The 26,730-nt window shown below is 42.8% G+C and carries 19 protein-coding genes and 2 pseudogenes (1 of these 21 running past the window's edge); 17 read left to right on the top strand and 4 right to left on the bottom strand.

Going from position 1 to position 26,730, the window contains the following annotated elements:
• Window positions 1-11 precede the first annotated feature (11 nt).
• The 4 genes and pseudogenes from mutL to NZD81_RS06540 all read left to right on the top strand — a co-directional run bounded on the left by mutL (window position 12) and on the right by NZD81_RS06540 (window position 3,610).
• Window positions 12-1,895, top strand: a complete 1,884-nt coding sequence (gene mutL / locus NZD81_RS06550) for a DNA mismatch repair endonuclease MutL (RefSeq protein WP_289859779.1) — start codon at window positions 12-14, stop codon at window positions 1,893-1,895.
• A 381-nt stretch (window positions 1,896-2,276) separates the two neighbouring features.
• A complete protein-coding gene (locus NZD81_RS06545; protein WP_103747120.1) occupies window positions 2,277-2,474 on the top strand; it encodes an XtrA/YqaO family protein in 198 nt (65 codons plus the stop codon).
• Window positions 2,475-2,597: 123 nt separating this feature from the next.
• A pseudogene (locus NZD81_RS21255) lies at window positions 2,598-2,840 on the top strand (hypothetical protein).
• Window positions 2,841-3,352: 512 nt separating this feature from the next.
• A complete protein-coding gene (locus NZD81_RS06540) occupies window positions 3,353-3,610 on the top strand; it encodes a hypothetical protein (RefSeq protein WP_136654461.1) in 258 nt (85 codons plus the stop codon).
• 60 nt (window positions 3,611-3,670) lie between these two features.
• Here the strand turns inward: NZD81_RS06540 and NZD81_RS06535 are convergent, their stop codons facing one another.
• A complete protein-coding gene (locus NZD81_RS06535; RefSeq protein WP_136654460.1) occupies window positions 3,671-4,021 on the bottom strand; it encodes an Ig-like domain-containing protein in 351 nt (116 codons plus the stop codon).
• A gap of 503 nt (window positions 4,022-4,524) precedes the next feature.
• Here NZD81_RS06535 and NZD81_RS06530 point away from each other — a divergent pair.
• Window positions 4,525-4,989, top strand: coding sequence for a hypothetical protein (locus NZD81_RS06530; RefSeq protein WP_071584046.1), 465 nt, complete (start codon window positions 4,525-4,527; stop codon window positions 4,987-4,989).
• Between the two features lie 453 nt (window positions 4,990-5,442).
• Here NZD81_RS06530 and NZD81_RS06525 read toward each other — a convergent pair whose 3' ends face one another.
• The 3 genes from NZD81_RS06525 to NZD81_RS06515 all read right to left on the bottom strand — a co-directional run bounded on the left by NZD81_RS06525 (window position 5,443) and on the right by NZD81_RS06515 (window position 7,315).
• Window positions 5,443-5,568 (bottom strand): YjcZ family sporulation protein, encoded by a 126-nt coding sequence (locus NZD81_RS06525; protein ID WP_014664033.1) that lies wholly within the window; start codon window positions 5,566-5,568, stop codon window positions 5,443-5,445.
• 579 nt (window positions 5,569-6,147) lie between these two features.
• Window positions 6,148-6,603 carry a regulatory YrvL family protein gene (locus NZD81_RS06520; protein ID WP_289860547.1) on the bottom strand — a complete coding sequence of 152 codons (456 nt, stop codon included), beginning with the start codon at window positions 6,601-6,603 and terminating at the stop codon, window positions 6,148-6,150.
• Window positions 6,604-6,757: 154 nt separating this feature from the next.
• Window positions 6,758-7,315 (bottom strand): hypothetical protein, encoded by a 558-nt coding sequence (locus NZD81_RS06515; RefSeq protein ID WP_289859774.1) that lies wholly within the window; start codon window positions 7,313-7,315, stop codon window positions 6,758-6,760.
• A 120-nt stretch (window positions 7,316-7,435) separates the two neighbouring features.
• Between NZD81_RS06515 and NZD81_RS06510 the strand changes: the two genes are divergently transcribed.
• From NZD81_RS06510 to NZD81_RS06455, 12 genes and pseudogenes are all read left to right on the top strand, one after another.
• Window positions 7,436-8,053: a TetR/AcrR family transcriptional regulator gene (locus NZD81_RS06510; RefSeq protein ID WP_289859772.1), complete on the top strand. Its 618-nt coding sequence runs from the start codon at window positions 7,436-7,438 to the stop codon at window positions 8,051-8,053.
• 185 nt (window positions 8,054-8,238) lie between these two features.
• A complete protein-coding gene (locus NZD81_RS06505; protein ID WP_289859771.1) occupies window positions 8,239-8,916 on the top strand; it encodes an MBL fold metallo-hydrolase in 678 nt (225 codons plus the stop codon).
• Between the two features lie 110 nt (window positions 8,917-9,026).
• A pseudogene (locus tag NZD81_RS06500) lies at window positions 9,027-9,296 on the top strand (hypothetical protein).
• Entirely contained in the window at window positions 9,293-10,159 is an 867-nt protein-coding gene (gene fabD / locus NZD81_RS06495) for an ACP S-malonyltransferase (RefSeq protein ID WP_289859769.1), read from the top strand. The pseudogene NZD81_RS06500 and the gene fabD (NZD81_RS06495) overlap by 4 nt, the downstream one beginning before the upstream one ends.
• A gap of 499 nt (window positions 10,160-10,658) precedes the next feature.
• Window positions 10,659-11,633: an acyltransferase domain-containing protein gene (locus tag NZD81_RS06490; protein WP_289859768.1), complete on the top strand. Its 975-nt coding sequence runs from the start codon at window positions 10,659-10,661 to the stop codon at window positions 11,631-11,633.
• Window positions 11,630-13,933 (top strand): ACP S-malonyltransferase, encoded by a 2,304-nt coding sequence (gene fabD, locus NZD81_RS06485; RefSeq protein ID WP_289859767.1) that lies wholly within the window; start codon window positions 11,630-11,632, stop codon window positions 13,931-13,933. The genes NZD81_RS06490 and fabD (NZD81_RS06485) overlap by 4 nt, the downstream gene beginning before the upstream one ends.
• A 61-nt stretch (window positions 13,934-13,994) precedes the next feature.
• A complete protein-coding gene (locus NZD81_RS06480) occupies window positions 13,995-14,243 on the top strand; it encodes an acyl carrier protein (protein WP_003231809.1) in 249 nt (82 codons plus the stop codon).
• Window positions 14,221-15,468, top strand: coding sequence for a polyketide biosynthesis malonyl-ACP decarboxylase PksF (gene pksF, locus NZD81_RS06475; RefSeq protein WP_147771916.1), 1,248 nt, complete (start codon window positions 14,221-14,223; stop codon window positions 15,466-15,468). The genes NZD81_RS06480 and pksF overlap by 23 nt, the downstream gene beginning before the upstream one ends.
• The gene (gene pksG / locus NZD81_RS06470) at window positions 15,469-16,731 is read left to right on the top strand and encodes a polyketide biosynthesis 3-hydroxy-3-methylglutaryl-ACP synthase PksG (protein ID WP_134975504.1); all 1,263 of its coding nucleotides are present in this window, start codon (window positions 15,469-15,471) and stop codon (window positions 16,729-16,731) included.
• Window positions 16,719-17,498, top strand: coding sequence for an enoyl-CoA hydratase/isomerase (locus NZD81_RS06465; protein ID WP_134975503.1), 780 nt, complete (start codon window positions 16,719-16,721; stop codon window positions 17,496-17,498). The genes pksG and NZD81_RS06465 overlap by 13 nt, the downstream gene beginning before the upstream one ends.
• Window positions 17,499-17,537: 39 nt before the next feature.
• A complete protein-coding gene (locus NZD81_RS06460; RefSeq protein WP_095431334.1) occupies window positions 17,538-18,287 on the top strand; it encodes a polyketide synthase in 750 nt (249 codons plus the stop codon).
• 44 nt (window positions 18,288-18,331) lie between these two features.
• On the top strand, window positions 18,332-26,730 hold the 5' portion of the coding sequence (locus NZD81_RS06455; RefSeq protein ID WP_289859763.1) for a non-ribosomal peptide synthetase. The gene runs 6,721 nt beyond the window's last position; the window shows 8,399 of its 15,120 coding nt (coding positions 1-8,399); its start codon is at window positions 18,332-18,334; its stop codon lies off the right edge, out of view.

Raw genomic sequence — 26,730 nt, 5'->3', positions numbered from 1 at the left:
GGGTGATGAATGTGGCAAAAGTCATCCAGCTGTCAGATGAGCTTTCAAATAAAATAGCGGCGGGCGAGGTTGTGGAACGGCCCGCCTCAGTCGTCAAGGAATTGGTGGAAAATGCGATCGACGCTGACAGCACAGTCATTGAAATCGATATTGAGGAAGCAGGCCTTGCATCCATTCGGGTTTTGGATAACGGCGAAGGAATGGAGAATGAAGATTGCAAGCGTGCTTTTCGCCGCCACGCAACAAGTAAAATAAAAGATGAAAATGATTTATTCAGGGTAAGAACGCTTGGTTTTAGGGGAGAAGCCTTGCCGAGTATCGCGTCAGTCTCTCATCTGGAGATTACGACAAGCACTGGTGAAGGAGCTGGGACGAAGCTCGTCCTTCAAGGAGGAAACATCATTTCCGAATCGCGGTCCTCAAGCAGGAAGGGAACTGAAATTGTCGTTTCCAACTTGTTTTTTAACACACCGGCCCGTTTGAAATATATGAAAACCGTTCATACAGAGCTTGGAAACATTACAGACGTGGTTAACCGTATTGCTCTGGCGCATCCAGAGGTATCGATCCGCCTGCGCCATCATGGGAAAAACCTGCTTCAAACGAATGGAAACGGAGATGTACGCCATGTCCTGGCAGCGATTTACGGCACTGCTGTCGCCAAAAAAATGCTTCCGCTGCATGTAAGCTCTTTGGATTTTGAAGTGAAGGGATATATCGCTCTCCCAGAGATTACACGGGCGTCGAGAAACTATATGTCGTCTGTGGTCAATGGCCGTTACATTAAAAATTTCCCGCTCGTCAAAGCGGTTCATGAAGGATATCATACGCTTTTGCCGATCGGACGCCATCCCATTACCTTTATAGAAATTACGATGGACCCGATTTTAGTCGATGTCAACGTGCATCCATCGAAGCTTGAGGTCCGGCTCAGCAAGGAAACAGAGCTTCATGACTTAATACGTGACGGAATTAAAGATGTATTTAAACAGCAGCAGCTGATTCCGAGTGCCCAGCTCCCGAAAAAATCAGCACCTGCCATCAAAAATGAGCAGCAGTTTATAACCTTTGATGAAAAACCTGTGGAAAAAAAAGTTTCGGAAAAATCGACTGCGCCATCTTATTCATCAATGAAGCTCAGCTCAGTCGTGAAAGAGCCGGTTGATGCGGAGGAAGAATTGCCTCCTCTCCATTTTGATGCTCCACCTATCGATGATGAGGAACAAACCCTTGAGGTGTCCAGTGTTTCAGAAGAACAGTCTGAAACATATGAGCAGGAATACCATGAGGAACAGCCGCCGCCAACGTCTGAGCGGGTTCCGATTATGTACCCGATCGGCCAGATGCACGGGACTTATATATTGGCACAAAATGAAAATGGCTTATATATTATCGACCAGCACGCCGCCCAAGAACGTATTAAATACGAGTACTTCCGTGAAAAGGTGGGGGAGGTTGAGCCTGAGGTCCAGGATATGATTGTACCGCTGACGTTCCACTACTCCACAAACGAGGCTTTGATTATCGAACAGCACAAACAAGAGCTCGAAAGTGTTGGTGTCTTTTTAGAGTCATTCGGCTCTAACAGTTACATCGTCCGCTGCCACCCGGCCTGGTTTCCAAAGGGAGAAGAAGCCGAGCTCATAGAAGAAATCATTCAGCAGGTGCTCGACTCCAAAAATATTGATATTAAAAAACTCCGTGAGGAAGCCGCGATTATGATGAGCTGCAAAGGCTCCATCAAAGCAAATCGCCACCTCAGAAATGACGAAATCAAAGCGCTTCTGGACGACCTCCGAAGCACATCAGACCCATTTACATGCCCGCACGGCCGCCCGATCATCATACACCATTCCACTTATGAGATGGAAAAGATGTTCAAACGCGTGATGTAGTGGGGGTGGTTGGTGAAGGGGAAAAGACCTTTTGCCCGTATTTTGTCCCTACATGTTTCAAGCATTGAGATATTCTTCGGAATTGATCAATGCTTTTTTTATTGTGTTTTTTCAGTGATATGAATTTAAACATTTGAAGTCATCTTGACTGTAGAAAATAAAGACTTACGTCAGCATAGGGAAGTCATTACATGGATTATGACGGAAGAGGAGCGTTTGGAGTATATAAAAACATCCAATCATCCCAACAGAAGAACCACAGACTAAGCTGCAAGTTTTCCCAATGAACGATTGGACGTGATAACAGTCATCTAGTAGACGTCACCCGTATGGAAAAATAGAAACTCAACACTTTTATTATACCTTTCGAGTGCGTTTATAGTGAACTGTCCAAAACATATAGAAAATCTGGAACAGGTACTTAATCAAATTGAAAATGACAAAAATTACGTCATTGTGATTGACGGAAACAATAGATCATTCAAATCAACGGAAATGCCGGAGCACGGTAAAACAATCGTACAAACGTCAAAAGGTAATCTCTCCAGAATTGATTTTGAGATCGGCTATAAAATGTGACGCAGAGGGGCCGGTCCTCTATGCGATAAGGGAGGAACAGACATGGATAAATTACAGGAAATTAAAGCGCGTATTTCAAAACTAAAAGGCTAAGAAAATGCTAAGCTGACAGATCAATATTGGATGGCCAAAGAGCATATTGACTTTCTGATTGATCGGACTGAACTGTCTGTTAAGCAACAGGAAATCATTGAGGAAAACAAGCGTCAACAGGAAATACTGTACATTAATTTCGGCAGGCTCAAAAGAACATTCAGCAACTAAGTGGGGATAGAAACATATAAACAAGCATTAGAGAAGATCATTACCAATCGTAATTTTGCGATTACAGTTGACCAAAATGAATTGGAGGGTGATCCGAAATGAACAAGACTATTCAATTTTTGAAAGAGCTTCAAAATGAACTGAAAACACAGGATCGTGAAGTTTTCAAACTCCACTACGATTTTGGTATGTAGGGGATTATAAATGGATTTGAAATTCAGAGGATGTTGCGGAACGCTTTTTTGTTTACATCCCTGAAGATGGTGAATCATATGAACTGGAAAGTTATATAAAGGACATTAAGGAGAATAAAAAATTGTCCTCAGAAGCGATGGAAGATATAAAGTGTAAGTTTCCTCATTAGATTGGATACATGAATATGTAGACAGTGACGCTAATCTGATACCAGAAACAGAGGTTCATCACATCTATCAAAATATAATGTTTCTAACTAAAGTGGAGGCAAAACAGCACATAAAACAAAATCATTACCACTATACGAAAAAGGTTCATACGTACGCCATGACAGCTTGGAGAGTACCAAAAGTTGAACGGTTGCTTAAAATTCTTTAAACGTTTGGTTGGGATTCGTTCGGGAAAGAAGGTGCTGCAAAATGATTCCTTCACAAGTTGAACTTCAGCGGGCAGTCAAAGCCACAAAAGATGAAGCGATGACAGTTGAGCAGGCAGCGGAATATTTGAAAGTGCATCCAGATTACATACCGGTGCTTGTGGCAAAGTCAGACGATCTGAAAATGATCGGTGATGAAACAATCATTGCAAAGCGTGATAAGACAAACGGTTGGCTCATTGGGGCGATGATTTTGGTTTTATTCTTTGCAATCGCAGTTCTGCCGGGGGTAGGGGGTTAAGGCATGGGCGATAAAGTGGAAAAATAGAAGAGCATATTAGAATGCTCTTCTATTCGAAAATTAATAGACAAATACGTGTAACTGACCGTATACTGATCCATTTTTGAATATAGTTAAATATGCATTTCCAGCTTTATTACCACGGACAAGTCCATTGGTATCTACTGTGAACACAGCGCTATTATCTGAATGATAAGCGAATCCTGATCCTAAATATTTTGCATCTAATTGTTTAGAACCCCCAGCTCTCACTTCAAAAGTATCGTAATAGGCTTTAATTGGACCAGGAGATATAGTTGTTTGCGTTTCATTTTTTTGAGGAGTCATCTCTTTAGCAGAAGCCATACCACTAATTGAAAAAGCTAATACAGGAATCGATAGTGCAGTCACAGCAATCTTTTTGAAATTCATTTTAAACACTCCTTTTGAGTTTTTGTGTTACACCATAAGGATTCAACGAAAGTAATTATTTTCCTTGTAAATAAATGTTAATTATTTGTGAACTTGTTTTATGATCGAATACAGCTGCCCTGAATGTGGTCACAACGAATTAGATATAAAAATCCGCCCAGATGCACGCTGCCCGAAATGCGGCTGCAGCATGGGCGTTGAGGAGGAATTTGTGTGATGGATTACAGGCAAGTTCATAAGCTGAAAATCTTGCCGGAATACTTCAAGTAATATCCCTTGTGGCTCTAGCGCCAGCCCACTTTTTGGTTGAGCGAATAAAGTCATACTTTTTGCGATTTTGTACCCAATAAGATCGTATTCATTATCAATTATATATTTATAATCGAGAATAGAAAACAAATAACCTAGTAGAAAATAAAATAAAGCCCAAAAATATGATTGTCATTAATTTACTAATATGTTAATATTTTTATTGTACAAAGCAACAATATGGGGGGAATAAAATGGTGAAAAAGATTCTTACTTTGTTTAGCGTACTTATTTGCTTGGCGATCAGTCCGTTTGCAACGGCGAATGCATCATCATTGAACTCTGAAAAACCGACTGCGAATTCTGTAACCCCGGCTGCTTCGTGTTATGACTCTTACGATTTTGACTTTGAATTTTCCGCCAGACTCACGGGAGTAACCAGAGCCCTTTGTGCAGGAACCTTGAATGTTTCAGGAGAAATTTATGCTACTGGATATGAATCGGAAGACGAAACGACAGTATTAGTTGAGATTAAAAAAGATGTATTGGGCACTGACCCAGTGATCGACAGTTTTACAATAGATGTTGCAGATGGTGAAACCACCTATTTTGATGAGGATTTAGTAGATATACCTGCAGGAAATTATTATATGGTGATGAAAAAACAATCAGGTTCATATTGGTATTTTGAAGGATCTGGAACAATTTCAACTTATTAAATACAAAAATATGCCTACACCTCTTCTGGTGTGGGCATATTTTTGTAGAAAAGTGTTTACATCGTAAACAGTCTAGCATGTTAAAGTTGGCGGCACTGATCGAGTAAGAACGCAGAAATTAACGGATGTACTTAACCAATGTTTTATCGCAAGATACAAAATAGAAGATCAAAAAATATGGAATGGAGTTATTTAAACATTAATAAAAAAGATTAAAGCCCTCTTTAAGACGGGCTTTTTTATTCTCTGTAAACTGCTTCGGGTAAATCTCAAGATAGACTATTGGCGGTTAACGGCTTTAGTGCGGTGGCAGTTTAGAGTGAATATTTGCCTCGTTTAGAAACTTTGTCGGCATGTTTCGGCAATCACATGGCATGGCAAAACGCCATAAAAACTTCTTATGGCGTCTGCTGTACAGGGAGGTGAGTCAAAAAGACTTTGGATACTCTTAGATTAGTAAAGGAATGAAGCACCAACAATGATCAACAAGATGAACAACACTACGATCAATACGAAGCTGCTTCCGCCTGAATATCCGCCGCCAGAGTATCCACCAGAATATCCACCGTAGAATCCCATGATGTCACCTCCTTTAGTCGAGATAGAATAAGGTATGCGAAACAATAACTTTCGACATAGTTTTAAGTCTAAAAAAGAAGAAATGAATATTTTGTCTAAAGGTGGACCAGTGGATTTCAGCAGACTATTAACAGTTGTACCTCACATTCATCCGCAGCAGTTGCGATTGAACCAACCTTATTAAAATACATCTCTACATCAATCCCTGATGAAGTTTTGCGATATCAATGCTTTTTATGTATCCATTGGAGTGTCATATTAGGAAACGGTTGTAAACGTGTGATCCATCATACTTCGCGGATATATCCATCTACATAACAAAATTTACATTTACAGGTAATTTAAAATAATGTATATTTTGGGTGAGGGGGTGGAAACACATGGCATGCGGTCCGAAGATCATTATCTTTTTGGATGAACTTGATGATCCGAATGTAAGAATCATTCTAGAATGCAGAATTTAAAATACAACATTGTGTTTGCTCCCTGTTCGTGTGAGCAGGGAGTTTTTTCGTTTATATAACTGGTGATGTCCAAATATAAGGTGTTATGAATTTTCCATATCTGCCATCGGCATTTTTAAGCGGCTTCTCTATTTGGCTGGTTATCAAAAGCAAGTTCAATGAAAGCAATCAAAGCTGATATCACAACAAGCAAGACATCTGGAATATAAATAGACTGCATAAAGTAATCTGCAAAACAGATCGTTATAAGATTGCTGATAAAATACAGTATAAAAGCAAAAAGTGCAGTCTTTTTCAAAGAAAGTGATTTTTCCAAAATGATAGAGATTATCTTTGTGAGTGGGTCTATGATTACGCCTACAGCAAAGCAGGCTAAAATAAATAAAGCTAATGTTTGATTGGAAGCGTATGTGATGCCAAGTATGGAGAATAATCCTTTCATCCCGAAGAAAAAGCCGCCGAAGATGACTGCAAGTGCAATAGCCACGATAAAAATGACAGATATAATTCCGATTAATTTTGATTTCAGGTTAAAATCCTTAGAGTGCTCGTTCTGTTCTTTTTGGCACAAGGATGACACTCCCTTCACCTGCTTACTCATACAAACCTTTATCCTTAAATGAAACCAAAATATCTATAAGTCTGTTTCTGACGAAAGTAGTATAACATATTTTAACAAAACCAAAAAAGGCCCTTTCCGCTGGGGAAGGGCCTTTTTCACCATGTTAATTTCTGAGATTCGCCGAAGTTTTCTCTTTTTTTGGCCAAATAAAATAGCTGGCTGTAATGAGAAAGTCAATGCCTATAATGACAGTCCACAGTTTAAGAATGCCGCTCAATGCCTCGGTTCGGGCAAAGTCGTTGATAAAATAAATCATCCCTGCCAATAGTCCCGCACCAATTAAGTAGGCCAGCACATGTCTTAGCCAGCCTTTCGCACCGTGCTTGGCATGGTCCATTCCAAAACGTTTCAGAGGTTTTGCGCCATTTTTTGTCACATAATATTGAAATTTTTCATCTGCCCATTGAATCATTTGTTTTCCATAAGCGATCGATATACCGATGTAAACAGCTGCAATTCCATGTGCTGCGGTCGCTGAGGCTCCGCGGTAAAGGTCCACACCAGTTGCCGCTAATAAGATCAAATCGATAACTGGAGTTAAGGCAAGGAATAGCAGTCCTAATGTATGTCGTTTGAATAGGTAGCGTACAGCAAGCCCCAAAACAATGACAACCCAAAACGCAATTTCACAGAAAACAATCATCCATGCGATACCGTTCAATCCATTCCCCTCTTTTCAATACAGTTGTATTATTTAAATAATATGTTACCACCTTTGTTTTTGTAACACAACTGTATTATAAAAATTGCCCTCTCATTTTTTTCTTGTTACAATAAAGCTATGCCAAAACAAATTGACCATGAGAAAAGAAGAAAACAAATTGCAGAAGCGACGTGGCGCGTCATTTTAGAACGGGGGATGGAGGGAGCATCAGCCAGGAACATTGCAAAGGAAGCAGGATTGTCATTAGGTGCGCTGCGCCATTATTTCACTACACAGGATGAACTGCTTGCTTTTGCAATGAAACTTGTTCAAGAAAAGGTGACGGCCCGAATTAAGGACATTGCCATGAAGGATTTGCTCCCTAAGGAAAAAGTGTTGCACATTTTGCTTGAAATTGTCCCAACGAATGAAGAAACGATAAGAGAGATGGAGGTTTGGTTTGCTTTTACTGCTTATGCCAGACATAAAAAGGATATGTTTGATGCGAATCATGACGGGATTTTCAGCGGCATGCGGAATCTGATTGCCTATTTAGATGAATCCGGTTTACTAAAGCAGAATGCTGATAAAAACATTGAAGCTGAGAGGCTTTACGCGCTTGTTGACGGCTTGGCTTTACATGCGATGCTTGACCCTGTGCGAGTGAATAAAGACAGAATCAAGCGGGTCATTATGCAGCATGTAGAGTCCATTTGCGTGGAAGATACACGCGAGACACAAAAACGAAATCTCTAAGGAACTAGTGCGAAAAGCGATTCTTGTTGGACATGCTTCCAAAAGAATCGCTTTTTTTATATGCAAAGAACAAGGATCTCTGAAAAAAATGGAAAACAATCATACTGTTTGATAAAGTGGAATGAAAGATGGAGGGTGAACACCGGTCCATCATTTAAGAACTTTACATGATAGGGATGGTATAAATGAATCTTACTTATAAGGTGCATCTAATTAAAACAAGGTATCAGGGCTGGACGAATTATTGCTATATCATTGAAGATATTGTAAGCAGATCTGCAATTGTTGTTGATCCCTCATGGGAATTGAGTAAAATAACAACTGCACTTTCTGAACTAAAAGCTGAATTAAAGGCAGTCGCATTGACACATTCTCATTATGATCATGTAAACCTAGTAGACCCGCTGACGAAGATGTTTAACGCTCACGTTTATATGTCGAAAAAAGAAATTGATTATTATCAATTCCGATGCAGAAATTTAATTAGCCTAGAGGATCATCAGACGATCAGCATAGGGAACACAAGTGCACAATGCCTTCTCACACCGGGGCATACAGCCGGCGGAATGTGTTATTTGTTTTCTGAAAGTATTTTTACCGGAGATACGGTGTTTACGGAAGGGTGCGGCATATGTGAGGATGATGGCAGTTCTGCGGGAGAGATGTTTGATAGCATTCAAAGAATAAAATCGGAGGTTTCACCTCATGTACGGGTGTATCCTGGTCACTCTTTTGGCAAATCGCCCGGCCATTCAATAAAGGATCTTTATCAGCATAATATTTACTTTCAAATTGATAAGAAGGAATACTTTGTGAAATTTCGCACCCGTAAAAATCAAAAAGGCATTTTTGATTTTAAATAATCTTTTTGAATCTATTATCCTATTTTTCTTCGAATATCTAAATGCTTTTTATTTTTCAAAATGATTACATAGGAGGGTGTTATTTATTTTGAAAACTTATTAGGAAGAAAATGAAGCGCATTATCTTGATATGTCGCCCTATACGTGATGCAGGTCCTTTTTCTTATATTCTGTTATATCTCCTGATCCTTTATTCCTCAATTGAAAGAAGCAGAAAAACAATTGGGTTAACTGTAGGAAAAATTAACTTGACGGATAATATTTACAGAGGTTACCATCAACTTGAACATGCTACTATTTATCCGGTCATCACTATTTTTTATAAAATCATACAAAAGTGAAACACATCTACTATCGGAAGGGTGGCTTTGAGAGAATGATCACATATGTTTTTCCGGGGCAGGGTTCGCAGAAACAAGGAATGGGCAGCGGCTTATTCGATGAATTTAAAGAACTGACGGATCAGGCAGATGAGATCTTAGGCTATTCAATCAAACGTCTTTGCCTGGAAAATCCTTATTCCAATTTAAATAAAACGCAATTTACTCAGCCGGCGTTATATGTGGTAAACGCACTAAGCTATCTGAAAAAAATCAAGGAAAAAGAAGTTAAGCCTGACTTTGTCGCCGGCCACAGCTTGGGTGAATACAATGCGTTATTTGCAGCTGAAGCCTTTGACTTTGAGGCAGGTTTACAGCTTGTCAGAAAAAGAGGCGAGCTGATGAGTCTGGTAAGCAACGGCGGTATGGCAGCTGTTATGGGACTAAATGAAGAGCAGGTTGCAAAGGCTCTGAAAGAACATCATTTATATGATGTTGATATTGCTAATGTGAACGCCCCATATCAAATTGTAATTTCAGGGCAAAAAGATGAGATTGAAAAAGCCGCATCTCTTTTTGATACGTTGACTGAAGTTACAATGGTACTCCCCTTAAACGTAAGCGGCGCGTTTCATTCCAGGTACATGAATAAAGCAAAAGAAGAATTCGAGGAGTTCCTTCATGCCTTTCATTTTTCGCCCCCGTCTATCCCGGTTATTTCAAATGTGTATGCCAAACCGTATACATCCGAATTCATGAAGCAGACGCTGGCCGATCAAATTAATCATTCAGTGAAATGGACTGAGAGCATAAGCTACTTAATGAATAAAGGCCATATGGAGTTTGAGGAGATAGGTCCAGGAAATGTTTTAACCGGGTTAATACATCGCATAAAGAAAGATGCGGAACCAATGCCCCGTTAAAAACGTTTGTTCTTATGGCCTTGTACCTCGTTAATTAGAGCTAAAGACAGATTTCCTTTCCTTTAAGGTAGAAAGTTTTAAAGAGTCAATCGTTCGTTTGACACTGTTTCTAATTAAATAACTTTATATACTGTTACATAAAGAGGCTGAAAAAAGTTAGACATTTGAACTATGTCAGCCAGATTGCCAAACCATCGCTCTCACATCTAGATGGTCCCTTTTTAACTGTACCCACCAATCATAGAGTCGATGTTCTTTGCTGATCCTGTCATCATGTTACATCAATTTTGAGATATCAACATACATCTACGATCACTTCATAAATGAACCGCATCCAGAGCACTAATAGCATTCCTTCCAAAGTTGAATCTCCTTTACTTTTTTCATATAAGACTTTTTTATTTATTTTCTTTCAATCGCTGCTATATGTCTTTACAGCATATATAGAACTGAAAAATCAAAATAGCCGTCATAAATATAAAAAAAGAAGGTTATACACATGAATGAACCGCTTGTTTTTATGTTTTCCGGACAAGGTTCCCAATACTATCACATGGGGAAAGAACTATTTAAGGAAAATGCCGTGTTTCGCCAATCGATGCTTGAAATGGATGCCATTGCAGCACGGCGAATCGGCACATCTATTGTTGAAGAAATCTACCATCCAGATAAACGGGTGTCAGATCCGTTTGATCGTATTCTTTTTTCCCATCCAGCTATTTTTATGGTTGAGTATTCCTTATATAAAGTTTTGGAAGACAGGGGAATTTATCCTGATTACGTATTGGGATCGAGCCTGGGAGAATTCGCATCAGCGGCAGTTTCTGGTTTGTCAGACGCAGAGGATATACTGGATTGCATACTTGAACAGGCTATTGTCATCCAAAATTCCTGCGATAAAGGTAAAATGCTGGCCATTCTTGACAAACCGCAATTGCTGAAAGATTATCCGCAACTGTTTAGAAATAGTGAACTTATTTCTATCAATTATGATTCGCACTTCGTCATTTCTGGTGAAGAAAATCATATAAAGCAGATTATGGAGGCTTTAAAAGAGAAACAGATTCTTTGCCAGCTGCTTCCTGTATCCTATGCTTTTCATTCTTCGCTTATCGATCCGGCAGAGAGTGCCTATGAAGAATTTTTAAGATCAAAATCTTTTAAAAAACCGTTCATACCGATTGTATCGAGCTTAACGGGAAGCTGCCTTCACGTAATCGACAATCATTTCTTTTGGAATGCGGTCAGAAAACCAATGATGTTTCGTGAAGCGATTCGATATTTGGAAAGCAAGCATACATGCAAGTTTATCGATTTAGGGCCATCCGGCACCTTAGCTGCATTTGTGAAACAGCTGATTCCGGGTGATTCAGCTGACCGCTGCTGCTCAATCATAACACCATTTCATCAGGAGCTGAAAAATCTGAATACGGTTGAGGGTTTCCGTACACCAGAAAGGAAGTTTACAAGATGATTACATATGTCTTTCCAGGGCAAGGCTCCCAGCAAAAGGGAATGGGACAAGGGTTATTTGAACAATATCAGCATTTGACTGATCAAGCAGATCAAATATTGGGCTATTCAATAGAGAAGCTATGTACAGAGAAATCCTATTTGGATGTAAACCATACTGAATACACGCAGCCTGCTTTATATGTTGTAAATGCACTCAGTTATTTGAAGCGAGTGGAGGAAACCGGCAGAAAACCTGATTTTGCGGCAGGACACAGCTTAGGAGAATACAATGCGTTGTTGGCTGCCGGTGCATTTGATTTTGAAACCGGATTAAGACTTGTCAAAAAAAGAGGAGAATTGATGGGACGCATTACAGGAGGCGGAATGGCTGCTGTGATCGGCCTGAATAAGGAACAAGTTACAGCCGTTTTAGAAGAGCACCGCCTTCATGACATTGATGTGGCAAATGAAAATACGCCTCGGCAAATTGTAATTTCCGGCCCGAAAAAAGAGATTGAAAAAGCTCGGGCTGTTTTTGAAAACACCAAGGATGTAAAGCTGGTTCATCCATTAAATGTGAGCGGAGCTTTTCATTCCAGATATATGAATCAAGCAAAACAGGTCTTTAAGCAATATATTGACTCATTCCAGTTTGCACCTTTGGCGATCCCGGTTATCTCCAATGTCTATGCAGAGCCATACCATCAGGAACGGTTAAAAGATACATTATCTGAACAAATGGACAACACAGTGAAATGGACGGACAGCATTCGTTTTCTGATGGGAAGAGGAGAAATGGAGTTTGAAGAGATTGGGCCTGGTACTGTATTAACCGGTCTCATTCATCGGATTAAAAATGAAGCTGAACCATTGACATATATACCAAAAAAGACCTCCGCGATCAGTGTGCATCTAAAGGAGCAACCCAATGTTCAAGCCGGCATTACGGCAGAATCTTTAGGAAGTGCTGAATTTAAACAGGATTATCATCTTACATATGCTTATCTTGCAGGAGGAATGTACCGCGGAATTGCTTCGAAAGAAATGTTAGTAAAGCTGTCGAGAGCGGGAATGATGGGGTTCTTTGGCACAGGCGGTCTGAGCCTGAATGAGGTTGAAGATGCGATCCGTGCTATACAAGGTGAATTAGGGAAAGGACAAGCCTACGGCATCAATCTGGTACACAATATGAAACATACTGAATCAGAGGAAAAAATGATCGATCTTTTATTGAGGAATCAAGTGAGCGTTGTGGAGGCTTCAGCATTTTTAAGTGTCACTCCTGCATTAGTAAGGTACCGCGCAAAAGGAGTGAAACGAACTGAAAATGGTGAGGTTATATGCTCAAATCGTCTCATAGCAAAAATATCACGTCCGGAAGTTGCAGAGTCATTTCTGAGCCCTGCGCCTGAGAATATGCTGCAAAAGCTTTTAGGAGAAAATAAAATCACCATGAATGAAGCTGAGTTGCTGCGGTGCATTCCGATGGCTGACGATATTTGTGTGGAAGCTGATTCAGGCGGTCACACAGATGGCGGTGTGGCATACAGCCTGATGCCGGCGATGACATCTTTAAGAGATGACATGATGAAAAAATATCAATATCGGAAAAAAATAAGAGTTGGTGCAGCTGGAGGGATTGGAACACCTGAGGCAGCGATGGCGGCTTTTATGCTTGGGGCAGATTTTATTCTAACAGGTTCAATCAATCAATGTACGGTTGAGGCGGCAACAAGTGATAAAGTAAAGGATTTGCTTCAGCAGATGAATGTACAAGATACAGCCTATGCGCCTGCTGGCGATATGTTTGAATCGGGCAGTAAAGTGCAAGTGCTAAAAAAAGGCGTGTTCTTTCCCGCACGTGCAAACAAGTTATATGAACTGTACCAGCGGTATGGTTCTATACGTGAGCTGGATGCAAAGATGCTGGACCAGCTTGAGGAGAAATACTTTAAACGCAGTATAGAAGACATATATAAAGATATTGCATTGCATTATCCCGCGGCAGACATTGAGAAGGCTGAACAAAACCCGAAGCATAAAATGGCTTTGATTTTCCGATGGTACTTCAGATACAGCTCAAAATTGGCAATCAGCGGAAGCGAACATTCGAAGGTTGATTATCAAATTCACTGCGGTCCCGCGCTGGGAGCCTTTAATCAATGGGTCAAAGGATCGCAATTAGAAAATTGGCGAAACCGTCATGTCGATGAAATCGCGAAAAAATTAATGACAGAAACGGCAGTATTGCTTCATGAACGGATGCAATCGATGTATCAGCCGTCGCATGAAACAGACAATATAAGGATGGAAGTTTGAAAATTATGAAAATATACCTATAAAAATCATTAAAATGATCCATTGAAGGAGAGAGCGCGTTATGGATAAACAGAGAATCTTTGAAGTATTAATCACCAATATTTGCGAGGTGCTTCCTGAATTAGACGGACACAGATTTGAGCCTGAAGATCAGTTAGTTGAGTTAGGGGCTGATTCTGTAGACAGAGCTGAAATTATCACAATGGTGCTAGAGGATTTATCGTTAAAAATTCCTCGCATTGAGCTATCCGGAGTGAAAAATATCGGTGAATTAGCTGAGGTGCTTTATGACAAAGTGCAATCTGCCTGAGGTCGTAGTGACCGGTGTAGGCGTTACGGCCTCCATCGGTCAAGGGAAGGAGGATTTTGCTTCCTCGCTGCTGTCCGGCAGACATGCCTTTGATGTCATGAAGCGTTCAGGCAGACAAAAAGACAGCCGGTTTATCGGAGCTGAAATCGCGTCATTGTCTTATCCCGACCGGCTTTCTAAAAAAATGTTGCGGAAAGCATCATTTTCCAGCCGCGCTGCATTGGTAACTCTCACGGAGGCTTGGGAGGAGGCTGAATTGGACGATACAGATTCCTCACGTATCGGACTAGTAGTTGGAGGGTCAAATTTCCAGCAGAGAGAAACCTTAGAGGTTTATGAAAGCTATCAAGCCCGCTCTGGTTTTATTTCGCCGGCGTATGGCCTGTCTTTCATGGATAGCGATCTTTGCGGGATATGTACAGATCAGTTTGGCATCACAGGATTGGCATATACGGTAGGAGGAGCCTCGGCCAGCGGCCAGTTAGCAGTCATTCATGCGATTCAGCAAGTCCTGTCAGGCGAAGTTGATACTTGCATAGCACTTGGTGCTTTAATGGATCTTTCTTATATGGAATGTGAGGCGCTAAGGGCTTTAGGCGCTATGGGAACGGACAAATATGCTGATGAACCTGAAAAAGCGTGCCGGCCCTTCGATCAAAACAGAGACGGGTTTATTTATGGAGAATCGTGCGGTGCATTGGTAATAGAACGAAGGGAGACGGCTTTACGAAGAGGTGTTAAACCTTATGCAGCATTGCCTGGCTGGTCAATTAAACTGGACGGAAACCGGAACCCTGATCCTTCATTAGAAGGAGAGATTCATGTCATCCAGAAGGCGCTGGGGCGTGCCGGCCTTTCACCAGAAGATATTGATTATATTAATCCTCATGGTACAGGTTCTTTTATTGGAGATGAAACAGAATTAAAGGCGCTCCGTGCATGCGGGCTTTCCCATGCTTATATCAATGCAACAAAATCGATAACCGGACACGGGCTTAGTGCGGCGGGCATCGTAGAGATTATTTCTGTTTTGCTGCAAATGAAAAAATCTGCCCTGCATCCGAGCCGGAATTTGGATCATCCAATCGATGATTCCTTTCATTGGGTAAATGAGAAATCGATTTCATACCGCATCAAAAATGCGCTGAGCTTAAGCATGGGGTTTGGTGGAATGAACACTGCGGTTTGTATACAAAACATTGAGAAATGTGGAGGCGAATCATAAATGGTTTCAGCCGGAATAGAAGCGATGAATGTCTTTGGCGGAACGGCATACCTTGATGTCATGGAGCTGGCCAAATACAGACGCTTAGACACTGCCAGATTTGAAAACTTATTAATGAAAGAAAAAGCGGTAGCACTGCCTTATGAAGATCCCGTGACCTTCGGAGTCAATGCAGCTAAGCCGATAATTGATGCTTTATCTGAAGCAGAGAAGGACCGGATTGAATTATTAATCACTTGCTCTGAATCCGGGATTGACTTTGGAAAATCGTTAAGTACATATATCCACGAGCATTTAGGCCTCAACCGCAACTGCCGTTTGTTTGAGATTAAACAGGCATGTTATTCAGGAACGGCTGGATTTCAGATGGCGGTAAATTTTATATTATCCCAGACTTCCCCGGGGGCCAAAGCACTGGTTATCGCCAGTGATATTTCACGTTTTTTAATTGCAGAGGGCGGAGACGCATTAAGCGAAGATTGGTCTTATGCGGAACCAAGCGCCGGGGCGGGAGCGGTGGCCGTTTTAGTTGGCGAAAATCCCGAGGTGTTTCAAATAGATCCCGGAGCAAATGGGTATTACGGCTATGAAGTCATGGACACGTGCCGCCCCATTCCCGACAGTGAAGCGGGTGATTCTGATCTCTCTTTAATGTCATATCTGGATTGCTGCGAACAGACCTTTCTGGAATATCAAAAACGTGTACCGGGAGCCAATTATCAGGACACGTTTCAATATCTTGCTTACCATACGCCCTTTGGCGGGATGGTGAAAGGTGCACACCGGACAATGATGCGTAAGGTGGCGAAGATGAAAACAGCTGGGATTGAGACAGATTTTTTAAATCGGGTAAAACCGGGTTTAAATTACTGTCAACGGGTTGGAAATATTATGGGGGCAGCCTTGTTTCTGGCATTGGCCAGCACGATCGACCAAGGGAGATTTGATTCGCCTAAACGAATTGGCTGTTTTTCCTACGGATCCGGCTGCTGTTCCGAGTTTTACAGCGGAATTACAACTCCGGAAGGCCAGGAGCGTCAGAGAACATTTGACATTGAGAAGCATTTGGATCGCCGATATCAGCTCTCTATGGAAGAGTATGAGCTGCTGTTTAAGGGGAACGGGATGGTGCGGTTTGGGACGCGTAATGTAAAGCTGGACTTTGAGATGATACCGGGCATCATGAAGTCTACTCAAGAGAAGCCGCGCTTGTTTTTAGAAGAAATTTCTGAGTTTCATCGGAAGTACAGGTGGATCACGTGACCTATCAAACGATAAAGGTCCGCTTTCAAGCGTCGGTTTGCTATATTACCTTTCACCGCCCTGAAGCGAATAATACGATTAATGACACGCTGATAGAAGAATGCCTGCAAGTGTTAAACCAATGTGAAACATCATCAGTGACAGTTGTCGTTTTAGAGGGGCTTCCCGAGGTGTTTTGTTTCGGAGCGGATTTTCAAGATATCTATCAGGAAATGAAAAGGGGCAGAAAACAGGCAAGCTCTCAAGAGCCTCTCTATGATTTGTGGCTGAAATTACAGACCGGTCCTTACGTCACGATATCTCATGTCAGGGGAAAAGTGAATGCAGGAGGTGTTGGATTCGTTTCTGCCACTGATATTGCCATTGCTGATCAGACGGCGTCATTCAGTCTCTCTGAGCTGCTATTTGGCCTGTACCCTGCTTGTGTTTTACCGTTTTTGATCCGCCGTATCGGCTGGCAGAAAGCGCATTACATGACACTTATGACAAAGCCGATTTCCGTTCAGGAAGCCAGTGAATGGGGGTTAATAGATGCTTTTGATGCTCAAAGTGACGTGCTGCTGAGAAAGCATTTATTGCGTTTGCGGAGGCTGAATAAAAAAGGAATCGCACATTATAAACAGTTTATGAGCTCACTCAATCATCAAGTCAGCCGTTCGAAAGCCACCGCTTTAACTGCAAATCAAGACATGTTTTCTGATCCCCAAAACCAAATGAGAATCATCAGGTATGTTGAAACAGGACAATTCCCATGGGAGGATCAGTAACCGTTTGAGCAATGAAATCAGAACCGTTAGGAGGACATCATGACGCATTCCGTTGTGGAGCTTATTGAAATTGAACACGCCATTATTCAGGTAAAAATGCATGATCGTGCTCATAAAAACGCGTTTTCACAAGAACTTACAGACGGTTTAATTCAAGCGTTTGAATACATACGGCAGCACCCCAAATATAAAGCGGTCATTTTGACAGGATATGATAATTATTTTGCTTCAGGAGGAACGCAAGAAGGACTGCTTCGAATTCAGCAGGGGTTGACCAAGTTCACTGATGACAATCTTTATTCTCTGGCGCTGGATTGCGAGATTCCAGTTATTGCGGCAATGCAGGGCCATGGAATTGGAGGCGGTTTTGTCATGGGGCTCTTTGCTGATTTTGTCATTCTGAGTAGAGAAAGCGTGTATACGGCTAATTTTATGAAATACGGATTTACGCCTGGAATGGGCGCTACCTTTATCGTTCCTAAAAAACTGGGATTCAGCCTGGCCCAGGAAATATTATTGAATGCGGGAAGCTACCGCGGAGCTGAGCTTGAAAAAAGAGGGGTTCCCTTTAAAGTGCTGCCCCGTGCAGAAGTGTTAGATTATGCAGTGGAGCTGGCGCAAGAACTGGCGGAAAAGCCGAGAAACTCATTGGTTACCCTGAAAGATCATCTGGTTGCCCCGCTTCGTGATCAGCTGCCGCGCGTCATTGAACAGGAATTGATGATGCATGAGAAAACATTTCATCATGAAGAAGTCAAAACAAGGATCAAAGGTTTATACGGGAATTAACTGAAAATCTATAAAAATTTCGCAGGTGAAATGGAGGCAGCGCGATGAGAAATAATGATAATATCCGCCTATTAGCTAATCCTTCTGTCAGTCATGGTGAGCCTTTACATATATCTGAAGAGCAGCCGTCAACAATACCTGAAGTTTTATACAGAACGGCTGCGGAGCTTGGAGATACAAAGGGAATCATTTATTTGCAGCCGGATGGAACTGAAGTTTACCAATCCTATAGACGATTATGGGATGATGGATTGCGCATTGTGAAGGGACTTCGCCTATCAGGCCTGAAAGCAAAACAAAACGTGATTTTGCAGCTTGGTGACAATTCACAGCTTCTCCCTGCGTTCTGGGGGTGTGTGTTAACAGGGATTGTCCCGGCTCCGTTAGCTGTTCCGCCAACGTATGCTGAATCGAGCAGCGGCACTCAAAAGCTGAAAGACGCATGGACGCTTCTCAACAAGCCGGTGGTGATTACAGACCGGGGGATGTACCAGGAAATGCTTGATTGGGCAAAAGAACAAGGGCTTGAAGGGTTCAGGGCAATTGCTGTAGAGGATCTGCTCAGCGCTGAAGCGGACACAGATTGGCATCAAGCCAGTCCCGAAGACTTAGCGCTTTTATTGCTGACTTCAGGCAGTACGGGAACACCTAAAGCAGTGATGCTTAATCATCGTAACATTATGAGCATGGTGAAAGGGATTATTCAAATGCAAGGCTTCACCAGAGAGGATATTACGTTTAACTGGATGCCGTTTGACCATGTCGGAGGCATCGGAATGCTGCATTTGCGAGATGTTTATCTTGGCTGTCAGGAAATTAACGTCTCAAGCGAAACGATCTTAATGGAGCCGTTGAAATGGCTGGATTGGATTGATCATTACCGAGCTTCTGTTACGTGGGCGCCGAATTTTGCGTTTGGTCTTGTCACTGATTTTGCAGAAGAAATAAAAAATAGGAAATGGGATCTATCTTCAATGCGGTACATGCTAAATGGCGGTGAAGCAATGGTAGCCAAGGTAGGGCGCAGAATACTTGAGCTTTTAGAACCTCATGGACTGCCTGCTGACGCCATCCGACCTGCATGGGGAATGTCCGAAACTTCATCGGGCGTTATTTTTTCTCATGAGTTTACCCGGGCTGGAACAAGTGATGATGATCATTTTGTTGAAATAGGCTCTCCAATCCCCGGCTTCTCTATGAGAATTGTGAATGACCATAATGAATTGGTTGAAGAGGGCGAGATCGGCCGTTTTCAAGTTTCGGGTCTTTCTGTTACTAGCGGTTATTACAAGCGGCCTGATTTGAATGAGAGTGTGTTTACAGAAGACGGCTGGTTTGAAACCGGAGATCTCGGTTTTTTGCGAAACGGGCGCTTAACGATAACAGGCCGTACGAAAGATGCAATTATCATTAATGGCATTAATTATTACAGTCATGCGATTGAGTCTGCAGTTGAAGAGTTACCTGAAATTGAAACTTCTTATACTGCTGCCTGCGCTGTCCGTTTGGGCCAGAATTCAACAGATCAGCTGGCTATCTTCTTTGTTACTTCCGCAAAATTAAATGATGAGCAGATGTCTCAGCTTCTTAGAAACATACAATCCCATGTCTCGCAGGTGATCGGAGTCACTCCAGAATATTTGCTGCCTGTACAAAAAGAAGAGATACCAAAAACGGCTATCGGAAAAATCCAGCGCACCCAGCTGAAAACTTCATTTGAAAATGGAGAATTCGACCACTTGCTTCATAAACCCAACCGGATGAATGGTTCGGTTCAGGACGGGGAGATGCAGCAAGCAGACCATGTGAAAAGAGTAAGGGAAGAAATACAGGAGCATCTGCTCACCTGTTTGACTGAGGAACTGCACGTTTCCCGCGATTGGGCGGAGCCAAATGCAAATATCCAAAGTCTTGGTGTGAATTCTATCAAGATGATGAAGCTCATTCGATCGATCGAGAAACACTATCAAATCAAACTTACAGCCAGAGAGATACATCAATATCCTACAATTGAACGCTTAGCCAGCTATCTATCTGAACATGAAGGCATCAGCAGTTTGTCTGCTGACAAAAAGGGCACTGACACATATAAAACGGAACCGGAAAGGAGTCAGGCAATTTTTCAGCCCCTCTCTGAGGTTCAAAAAGGATTATGGACATTGCAAAAAATGTCACCCGAAAAAAGTGCATATCACGTACCGCTCTGTTTTCGATTTTCATCAGGGCTTCACCTTAAAACATTACAGCAGGCTTTCGACTCTGTATTGAATCAGCATCCAATCTTAAAGCACGTCATCCAAGAGAAAGACGGAGTGCCATTTCTGAAAAATGAGCCAGCGCTTTCAATTGAAATCAAGACAGAAAACATCTCAAGTATGAAAGAGTTTGATATTCCTGCTTTTCTTAGAAAGAAAGTAAAGGAACCGTATGTAAAGGAAAACAGCCCGTTAGTGCGTGTCATGAGCTTTTCCAGATCTGAACAAGAGCATTTTCTATTAGTTGTCATTCACCATTTGATTTTTGACGGAGTTTCGTCTGTCACATTGATGCGCAGTCTGTTTGATACCTATCAGCTTCTTTTACAAGGACAGCAGCCGGATACAGCTGTTTCTCCTGCCATTTATCATGATTTTGCGGCATGGGAGAAAAACATGCTTGCCGGCAAAGACGGTGTGAAGCATCGTACGTATTGGCAAAAACAGCTATCGGGAACGTTGCCGAATCTTCAATTGCCTAAGGTCAGCGCAAGTTCAGGCGATTCTGAGTTTGGAGAGGATACATACACCCGGCAGCTGTCCAGCGGCTTCATGAATCAGGTCAGGACGTTTGCGAAAGAGCATTCTGTAAATGTTACGACGGTATTCTTAAGCTGCTATATGATGCTGCTTGGCCGTTACACCGGGCAAAAGGAACAGATCGTCGGCATGCCGGCCATGGTGAGGCCGGAGGAAAGATTTGATGATGCCATTGGACATTTTCTCAATATGCTCCCGATTCGGAGTGAGCTGAACCCGGCAGACACTTTTTCTGGCTTTATTTCAAAATTGCAATTAACGATATTGGATGGGCTTGATCATGCACCTTATCCTTTTCCAAAAATGGTGAGGGATCTGCATATTCCTCGGAGTCAAGCAGGTTCACCGGTATTTCAAACTGCTTTTTTCTATCAGAATTTTCTTCAATCCGGAAGCTATCAAAGCTTGTTGAGCCGCTATGCTGACTTCTTTTCTGTCGATTTCGTTGATTGTATTCATCAAGAGGGCGAATACGAACTAGTTTTTGAGCTGTGGGAAACAGAAGAAAAAATGGAGCTGAACATCAAGTACAACACAGCTCTGTTTGATGCGGCTTCGATATCCGCCATGTTCGACCAGTTTGTTTATGTAACAGAGCAGGCGATGTTGAATCCTTCTCAGCCTTTAAAAGAGTACGCTTTATTACCTGAGGCAGAGAAGCAGATGATTCTTAAAACATGGAACGCCACTGACAAAACGTATCCATATACATGTTTTCATGAGTTGTTTGAGCAGCAGGCGAAAAAGACGCCTGGTAGAGCAGCTGTCAGCTATGAAGGCCGAACATTGACGTATCGGGAGCTTGATGAAAGAAGCACACAGCTCGCCATTTATTTGCAGGCGCATGGAGTGGGTCCGAACCGTCTGGCGGGAATCTATGTGGATCGATCGCTAGAGATGCTAGTGGGATTATTAGCGATTCTTAAGTCCGGGGGAGCATATGTGCCGCTAGACCCGTCCTATCCGGCTGAACGATTGGAATACATGCTAAAGGACAGTGAAGTTTTCATTACACTGACGACAGCAGAATTAGTAAATACTTTGAGTTGGAACGGTATCGAAACTGTTCTTTTAGATCAAGATTGGGGTGAGATTGCTCAAACAGCCTCAGATCGAAAAGTGCTTACACGAACTGTCACACCGGAAAACTTGGCATATGTCATTTATACGTCTGGCAGTACAGGAAAGCCAAAAGGTGTCATGATACCGCATAAAGCTTTAACAAACTTTCTCGTTTCGATGGGGGAAACACCAGGTCTTACGCCAGAGGATAAAATGCTTGCTGTCACAACCTACTGTTTTGATATCGCCGCTCTGGAATTATTTTTGCCTTTAATAAAAGGCGCACACTGCTATATTTGTCAAACCGAGCATACAAAAGACGTTGAAAAACTGAAACGGGACATCCGAATGATCAAACCGACAGTGATGCAGGCAACCCCCGCTACGTGGAAGATGCTCTTTTATTCAGGCTGGGAAAATGAAGAGAGCGTGAAAATTTTATGCGGAGGCGAAGCATTGCCTGAGACATTAAAACGATATTTCTTGCATACGGGCAGCGAAGCCTGGAATATGTTCGGGCCAACCGAAACAACAATCTGGTCGGCGGTTCAGCGCATTCACGATGAATGCTCTCATGCCACGATAGGAAGGCCGATCGCCAATACACAAATTTATATTACGGATTCTCAGCTCGCGCCAGTTCCGGCTGGTGTCCCGGGTGAGCTGTGCATTGCAGGAGACGGTGTGGCGAAGGGCTACTACAAAAAGGAAGAATTAACGGATTCGAGATTCATTGACAATCCTTTTGAGCCGGGGTCTAAGCTTTATAGAACGGGAGACATGGCCCGCTGGCTTCCGGGAGGACGAATTGAATATATAGGCCGCATCGATAATCAGGTGAAAATCCGCGGATTCCGTATTGAACTTGGTGATATTGAAAGCAGGCTTAGTGAGCATCCCGGCATTCTGGAATGCGTTGTGGTTGCAGGTATGGATAACCTAGCTGCCTATTATACAGCTAAATATGAAAATGCTTCACTCACAGCAAGAGAGCTGCGTCATTTTGTGAAAAAAGCTTTGCCTGCCTATATGGTGCCTTCTTATTTTATTCAGCTTGATCATATGCCATTAACTCCGAACGGAAAGATAGATAGAAACAGCCTTAAGACTATCGATGTAACAGGGGAACCGCTAATGGAAAGGCAGCCCTCTCGTAAGAACATTCAGGATACTGTTTTGGCTATTTGGCAGGAAGTGCTGAAAACGAGTGAGATTGAATGGGAAGACGGATTTTTCGATGTGGGCGGGGATTCGCTTCTCGCGGTCACTGTGGCTGACCGCATCAAACATGAACTATCCTGTGAGTTTTCTGTCACAGACCTGTTTGAGTTTTCATCGATCAAAAATATCAGCCAGTACATCACTGAACAGCGCATGAACGATGCAAGCGATCATGTGCCGACAGAGCCAGCAGCTCATATTGCCCATTCTACTGAGATGAGCGATCTCCCGGACTATTATGAGAATAGTGTGGCGATTATTGGCATATCGTGTGAATTTCCAGGGGCAAAAAATCATGATGAATTTTGGGAGAACCTCAGAGACGGCAAGGAAAGCATTACGTTTTTCAGTAAAGAAGAGCTCCAGCGCTCTGGCATTTCAAAGGAAATAGCGGAGAATGCCGACTATGTCCCGGCTAAATCTTTCATTGAGGGGAAAGACAGATTTGATCCAAGCTTCTTTCAAATCTCTCCTAAAGATGCTGAATTTATGGACCCTCAGCTTCGGATGCTGCTGACTCATTCATGGAAAGCAATAGAAGATGCCGGTTATGCTGCGAGACAGATTCCGCAAACCAGTGTTTTTATGTCGGCAAGCAATAATTCTTATCGCGCGCTGCTGGCGTCAGATACAACAGAGAGCCTGGAGACGCCGGACGGCTATGTTTCGTGGGTGCTTGCACAGAGCGGGACGATTCCGACAATGATTTCTCATAAGCTCGGACTGAGAGGGCCAAGCTTTTTCGTCCATGCCAACTGCTCATCATCTCTGATTGGCTTGCATTCTGCCTATAAAAGCCTGCTGTCGGGTGAATCTGATTATGCTTTAGTTGGCGGTGCAACGCTGCATACCGAGTCAAATATCGGATATGTGCATCAGCCTGGGCTGAACTTTTCAAGTGACGGACATATTAAAGCTTTTGACGCTTCAGCTGATGGAATGATAGGCGGCGAGGGCGTTGCTGTTGTATTACTGAAAAAAGCTGCTGCAGCTGTAAAAGACGGGGATCATATCTATGCCTTGCTAAGAGGCATAGGTGTAAATAACGATGGCGCTGACAAAGTCGGTTTTTATGCTCCAAGTGTCAAAGGGCAGGCTGACGTCGTGCAAAAGGTCATGAATCAAACGAAGATACAGCCTGAATCAATCTGTTATGTGGAAGCACACGGGACCGGAACGAAGCTGGGCGACCCAATCGAGCTGGCGGCTTTAACGAACGTTTACAGGCAATATACAGATAAAACGCAATTTTGCGGCATTGGATCAGTGAAAACCAATATTGGACATTTAGATACAGCCGCCGGTCTCGCGGGCTGCATTAAGGTCGTGATGAGTCTTTATCATCAAGAGCTTGCACCGAGTATCAATTATAAGGAGCCGAATCCAAATACAGACTTAGCCAGCTCTCCTTTCTACGTCGTCGATCAAAAGAAAACGTTAAGCCGTGAAATCAAAACGCACAGGGCTGCACTTAGCTCGTTCGGGCTTGGCGGGACAAATACCCATGCCATTTTTGAACAATTCAAAAGGGATTCAAATCAGAGAAAGATAGACAAGTCCTGCATTATCCCGATCTCGGCGAAAAATAAAGAGAGGCTGCAAGAGTATGCAGAAGATATTTTGGCCTATTTGGAAAGAAGAGGGCTTGAGAACAGCCAGCTGCCTGATTTGGCGTATACCCTTCAGGTGGGGCGGGAAGCGATGGAGCATCGCGTTGCCTTTATAGCTGAGCATGTAAATGAGTTAAAACAGAGGCTCGCAGATTTTATTAATGGAAAAACAGCGATTGAAGGCTGTTTTCAAGGAAGTAAGCACAATGCAAGAGAGGTTTCATGGCTGACGGAGGATGAGGACAGTGCTGAACTTATCCGCAAGTGGATGGCCAAAGGAAAAGTAAACAAGCTTGCGGACATGTGGAGCAAGGGAGCGCATATGGATTGGATGCAGCTTTACAAAGGTGAGCGCCCATACAGAATGAGTCTGCCGACATATCCATTTGCAATGGAACGATACTGGCCGTCACAGGATGACCGCAAACCGGTGGCGCAGAGATCCGGAAATCAGACAGGGATCGGCTCTATTCATCCGTTGCTTCATCAGAATACATCCGATTTTTCTGAACAGAAATTCAGTTCGGTTTTCACTGGTGACGAATTCTTCCTGAGAGACCATGTGGTAAGAGGAAAGCCGGTGCTTCCTGGTGTTGCGTACCTTGAAATGGCGTACGCGGCTATAAACCAGGCGGCAGGAAGTGAAATTGCCCAAGATGTCAGAATCAGATTGAATCATACAGTCTGGGTTCAGCCTGTTGTGGTTGATAAACATTCAGCTCAAGTCGATATCAGTCTCTTTCCTGAAGAAGATGGAAAAATCACTTTTGATATTTACAGTACACAGGAAGACGGGGACGACCCTGTTATTCATAGTCAAGGCAGCGCGGAGCTGGTATTTGGAGCCGAAACGCCGGTCGCTGACCTCGCCGAAATGTCACGCCGCTGCGGTAAAGGAGAGATGTCACCCGATCAATTTTACGAGGAAGGCAGGAGCAGAGGGATGTTCCATGGTCCGGCCTTCCAAGGAATTAAGAATGTGAATATAGGAAACAGAGAGGTTTTGGCTCAGCTGCAGCTTCCGGAAACCGTTTCTGGAACGAATGAACAGTTTGTGCTGCATCCAAGTATCATGGACTCCGCCTTGCAGACGGCAACGATATGCATCATGCAGGAATTAGCGGATCAAAAGCTGATTTTGCCATTTGCGCTTGAAGAGCTTGAGGTGATCAAAGGCTGTTCGTCTTCTATGTGGGCTTATGCTCGCTTAAGTGACAGCGACCACTCCGGGGGGGTTGTCCAGAAAGCGGATATCGATGTCATTGACGAGAGTGGAAACGTATGTGTCAGGATCAAAGGATTCTCAACAAGAGTATTAGAAGGAGAGGTTCATACTTCAAAGCCTTCAACACGGCACGAACGCTTAATGCTAGAGCCGGTGTGGGAAAAACAGAATGGAGAACGAGAGGACGAAGATCCTTCGTACACGGAGCATATCATTGTTCTCTTCGAAACTGAACGAAGTGTCACAGACAGCATTGCCTCCCACATGAAAGATGCCCGTGTGATTACTCTGAACGAAGCTGAAGGACATATTGCTGAACGTTATCAATGTTACACGCAGAATCTATTTGAACTCCTGCGAAGCAAGCTCCGTGAGCTTTCTGCAGGCCGCATCATCATTCAAGCAATCGTTCCGTTTGAAAAAGAGAAGCAATTGTTTGCCGGCGTTTCCGGTCTGCTTAAAACAGCAGAAATAGAGTTTAGCAAACTGACTGCTCAGGTTATCGAAATTGAGAAACCTGAAGAAATAAA

The organism is Bacillus sp. B.PNR1 (assembly GCF_030386235.1).
Lineage (GTDB): Bacteria > Bacillota > Bacilli > Bacillales > Bacillaceae > Bacillus > Bacillus stercoris.
Note: the sequence above shows the minus strand (reverse complement) of the source record. Positions and strands in the feature narration are given on the sequence as shown.

Excerpts from the sequence above, each read along its gene's own strand:
- NZD81_RS06540 (WP_136654461.1), top strand. The coding sequence starts at position 3,353 with ATGATTCCTTCACAAGTTGAACTTCAGCGGGCAGTCAAAGCCACAAAA.
- NZD81_RS06535 (WP_136654460.1), bottom strand. The coding sequence starts at position 4,021 with ATGAATTTCAAAAAGATTGCTGTGACTGCACTATCGATTCCTGTATTA.
- NZD81_RS06530 (WP_071584046.1), top strand. The coding sequence starts at position 4,525 with ATGGTGAAAAAGATTCTTACTTTGTTTAGCGTACTTATTTGCTTGGCG.
- NZD81_RS06525 (WP_014664033.1), bottom strand. The coding sequence starts at position 5,568 with ATGGGATTCTACGGTGGATATTCTGGTGGATACTCTGGCGGCGGATAT.
- NZD81_RS06510 (WP_289859772.1), top strand. The coding sequence starts at position 7,436 with ATGCCAAAACAAATTGACCATGAGAAAAGAAGAAAACAAATTGCAGAA.
- NZD81_RS06505 (WP_289859771.1), top strand. The coding sequence starts at position 8,239 with ATGAATCTTACTTATAAGGTGCATCTAATTAAAACAAGGTATCAGGGC.
- fabD (WP_289859769.1), top strand. The coding sequence starts at position 9,293 with ATGATCACATATGTTTTTCCGGGGCAGGGTTCGCAGAAACAAGGAATG.
- NZD81_RS06490 (WP_289859768.1), top strand. The coding sequence starts at position 10,659 with ATGAATGAACCGCTTGTTTTTATGTTTTCCGGACAAGGTTCCCAATAC.
- fabD (WP_289859767.1), top strand. The coding sequence starts at position 11,630 with ATGATTACATATGTCTTTCCAGGGCAAGGCTCCCAGCAAAAGGGAATG.
- NZD81_RS06480 (WP_003231809.1), top strand. The coding sequence starts at position 13,995 with ATGGATAAACAGAGAATCTTTGAAGTATTAATCACCAATATTTGCGAG.
- pksF (WP_147771916.1), top strand. The coding sequence starts at position 14,221 with ATGACAAAGTGCAATCTGCCTGAGGTCGTAGTGACCGGTGTAGGCGTT.
- pksG (WP_134975504.1), top strand. The coding sequence starts at position 15,469 with ATGGTTTCAGCCGGAATAGAAGCGATGAATGTCTTTGGCGGAACGGCA.
- NZD81_RS06460 (WP_095431334.1), top strand. The coding sequence starts at position 17,538 with ATGACGCATTCCGTTGTGGAGCTTATTGAAATTGAACACGCCATTATT.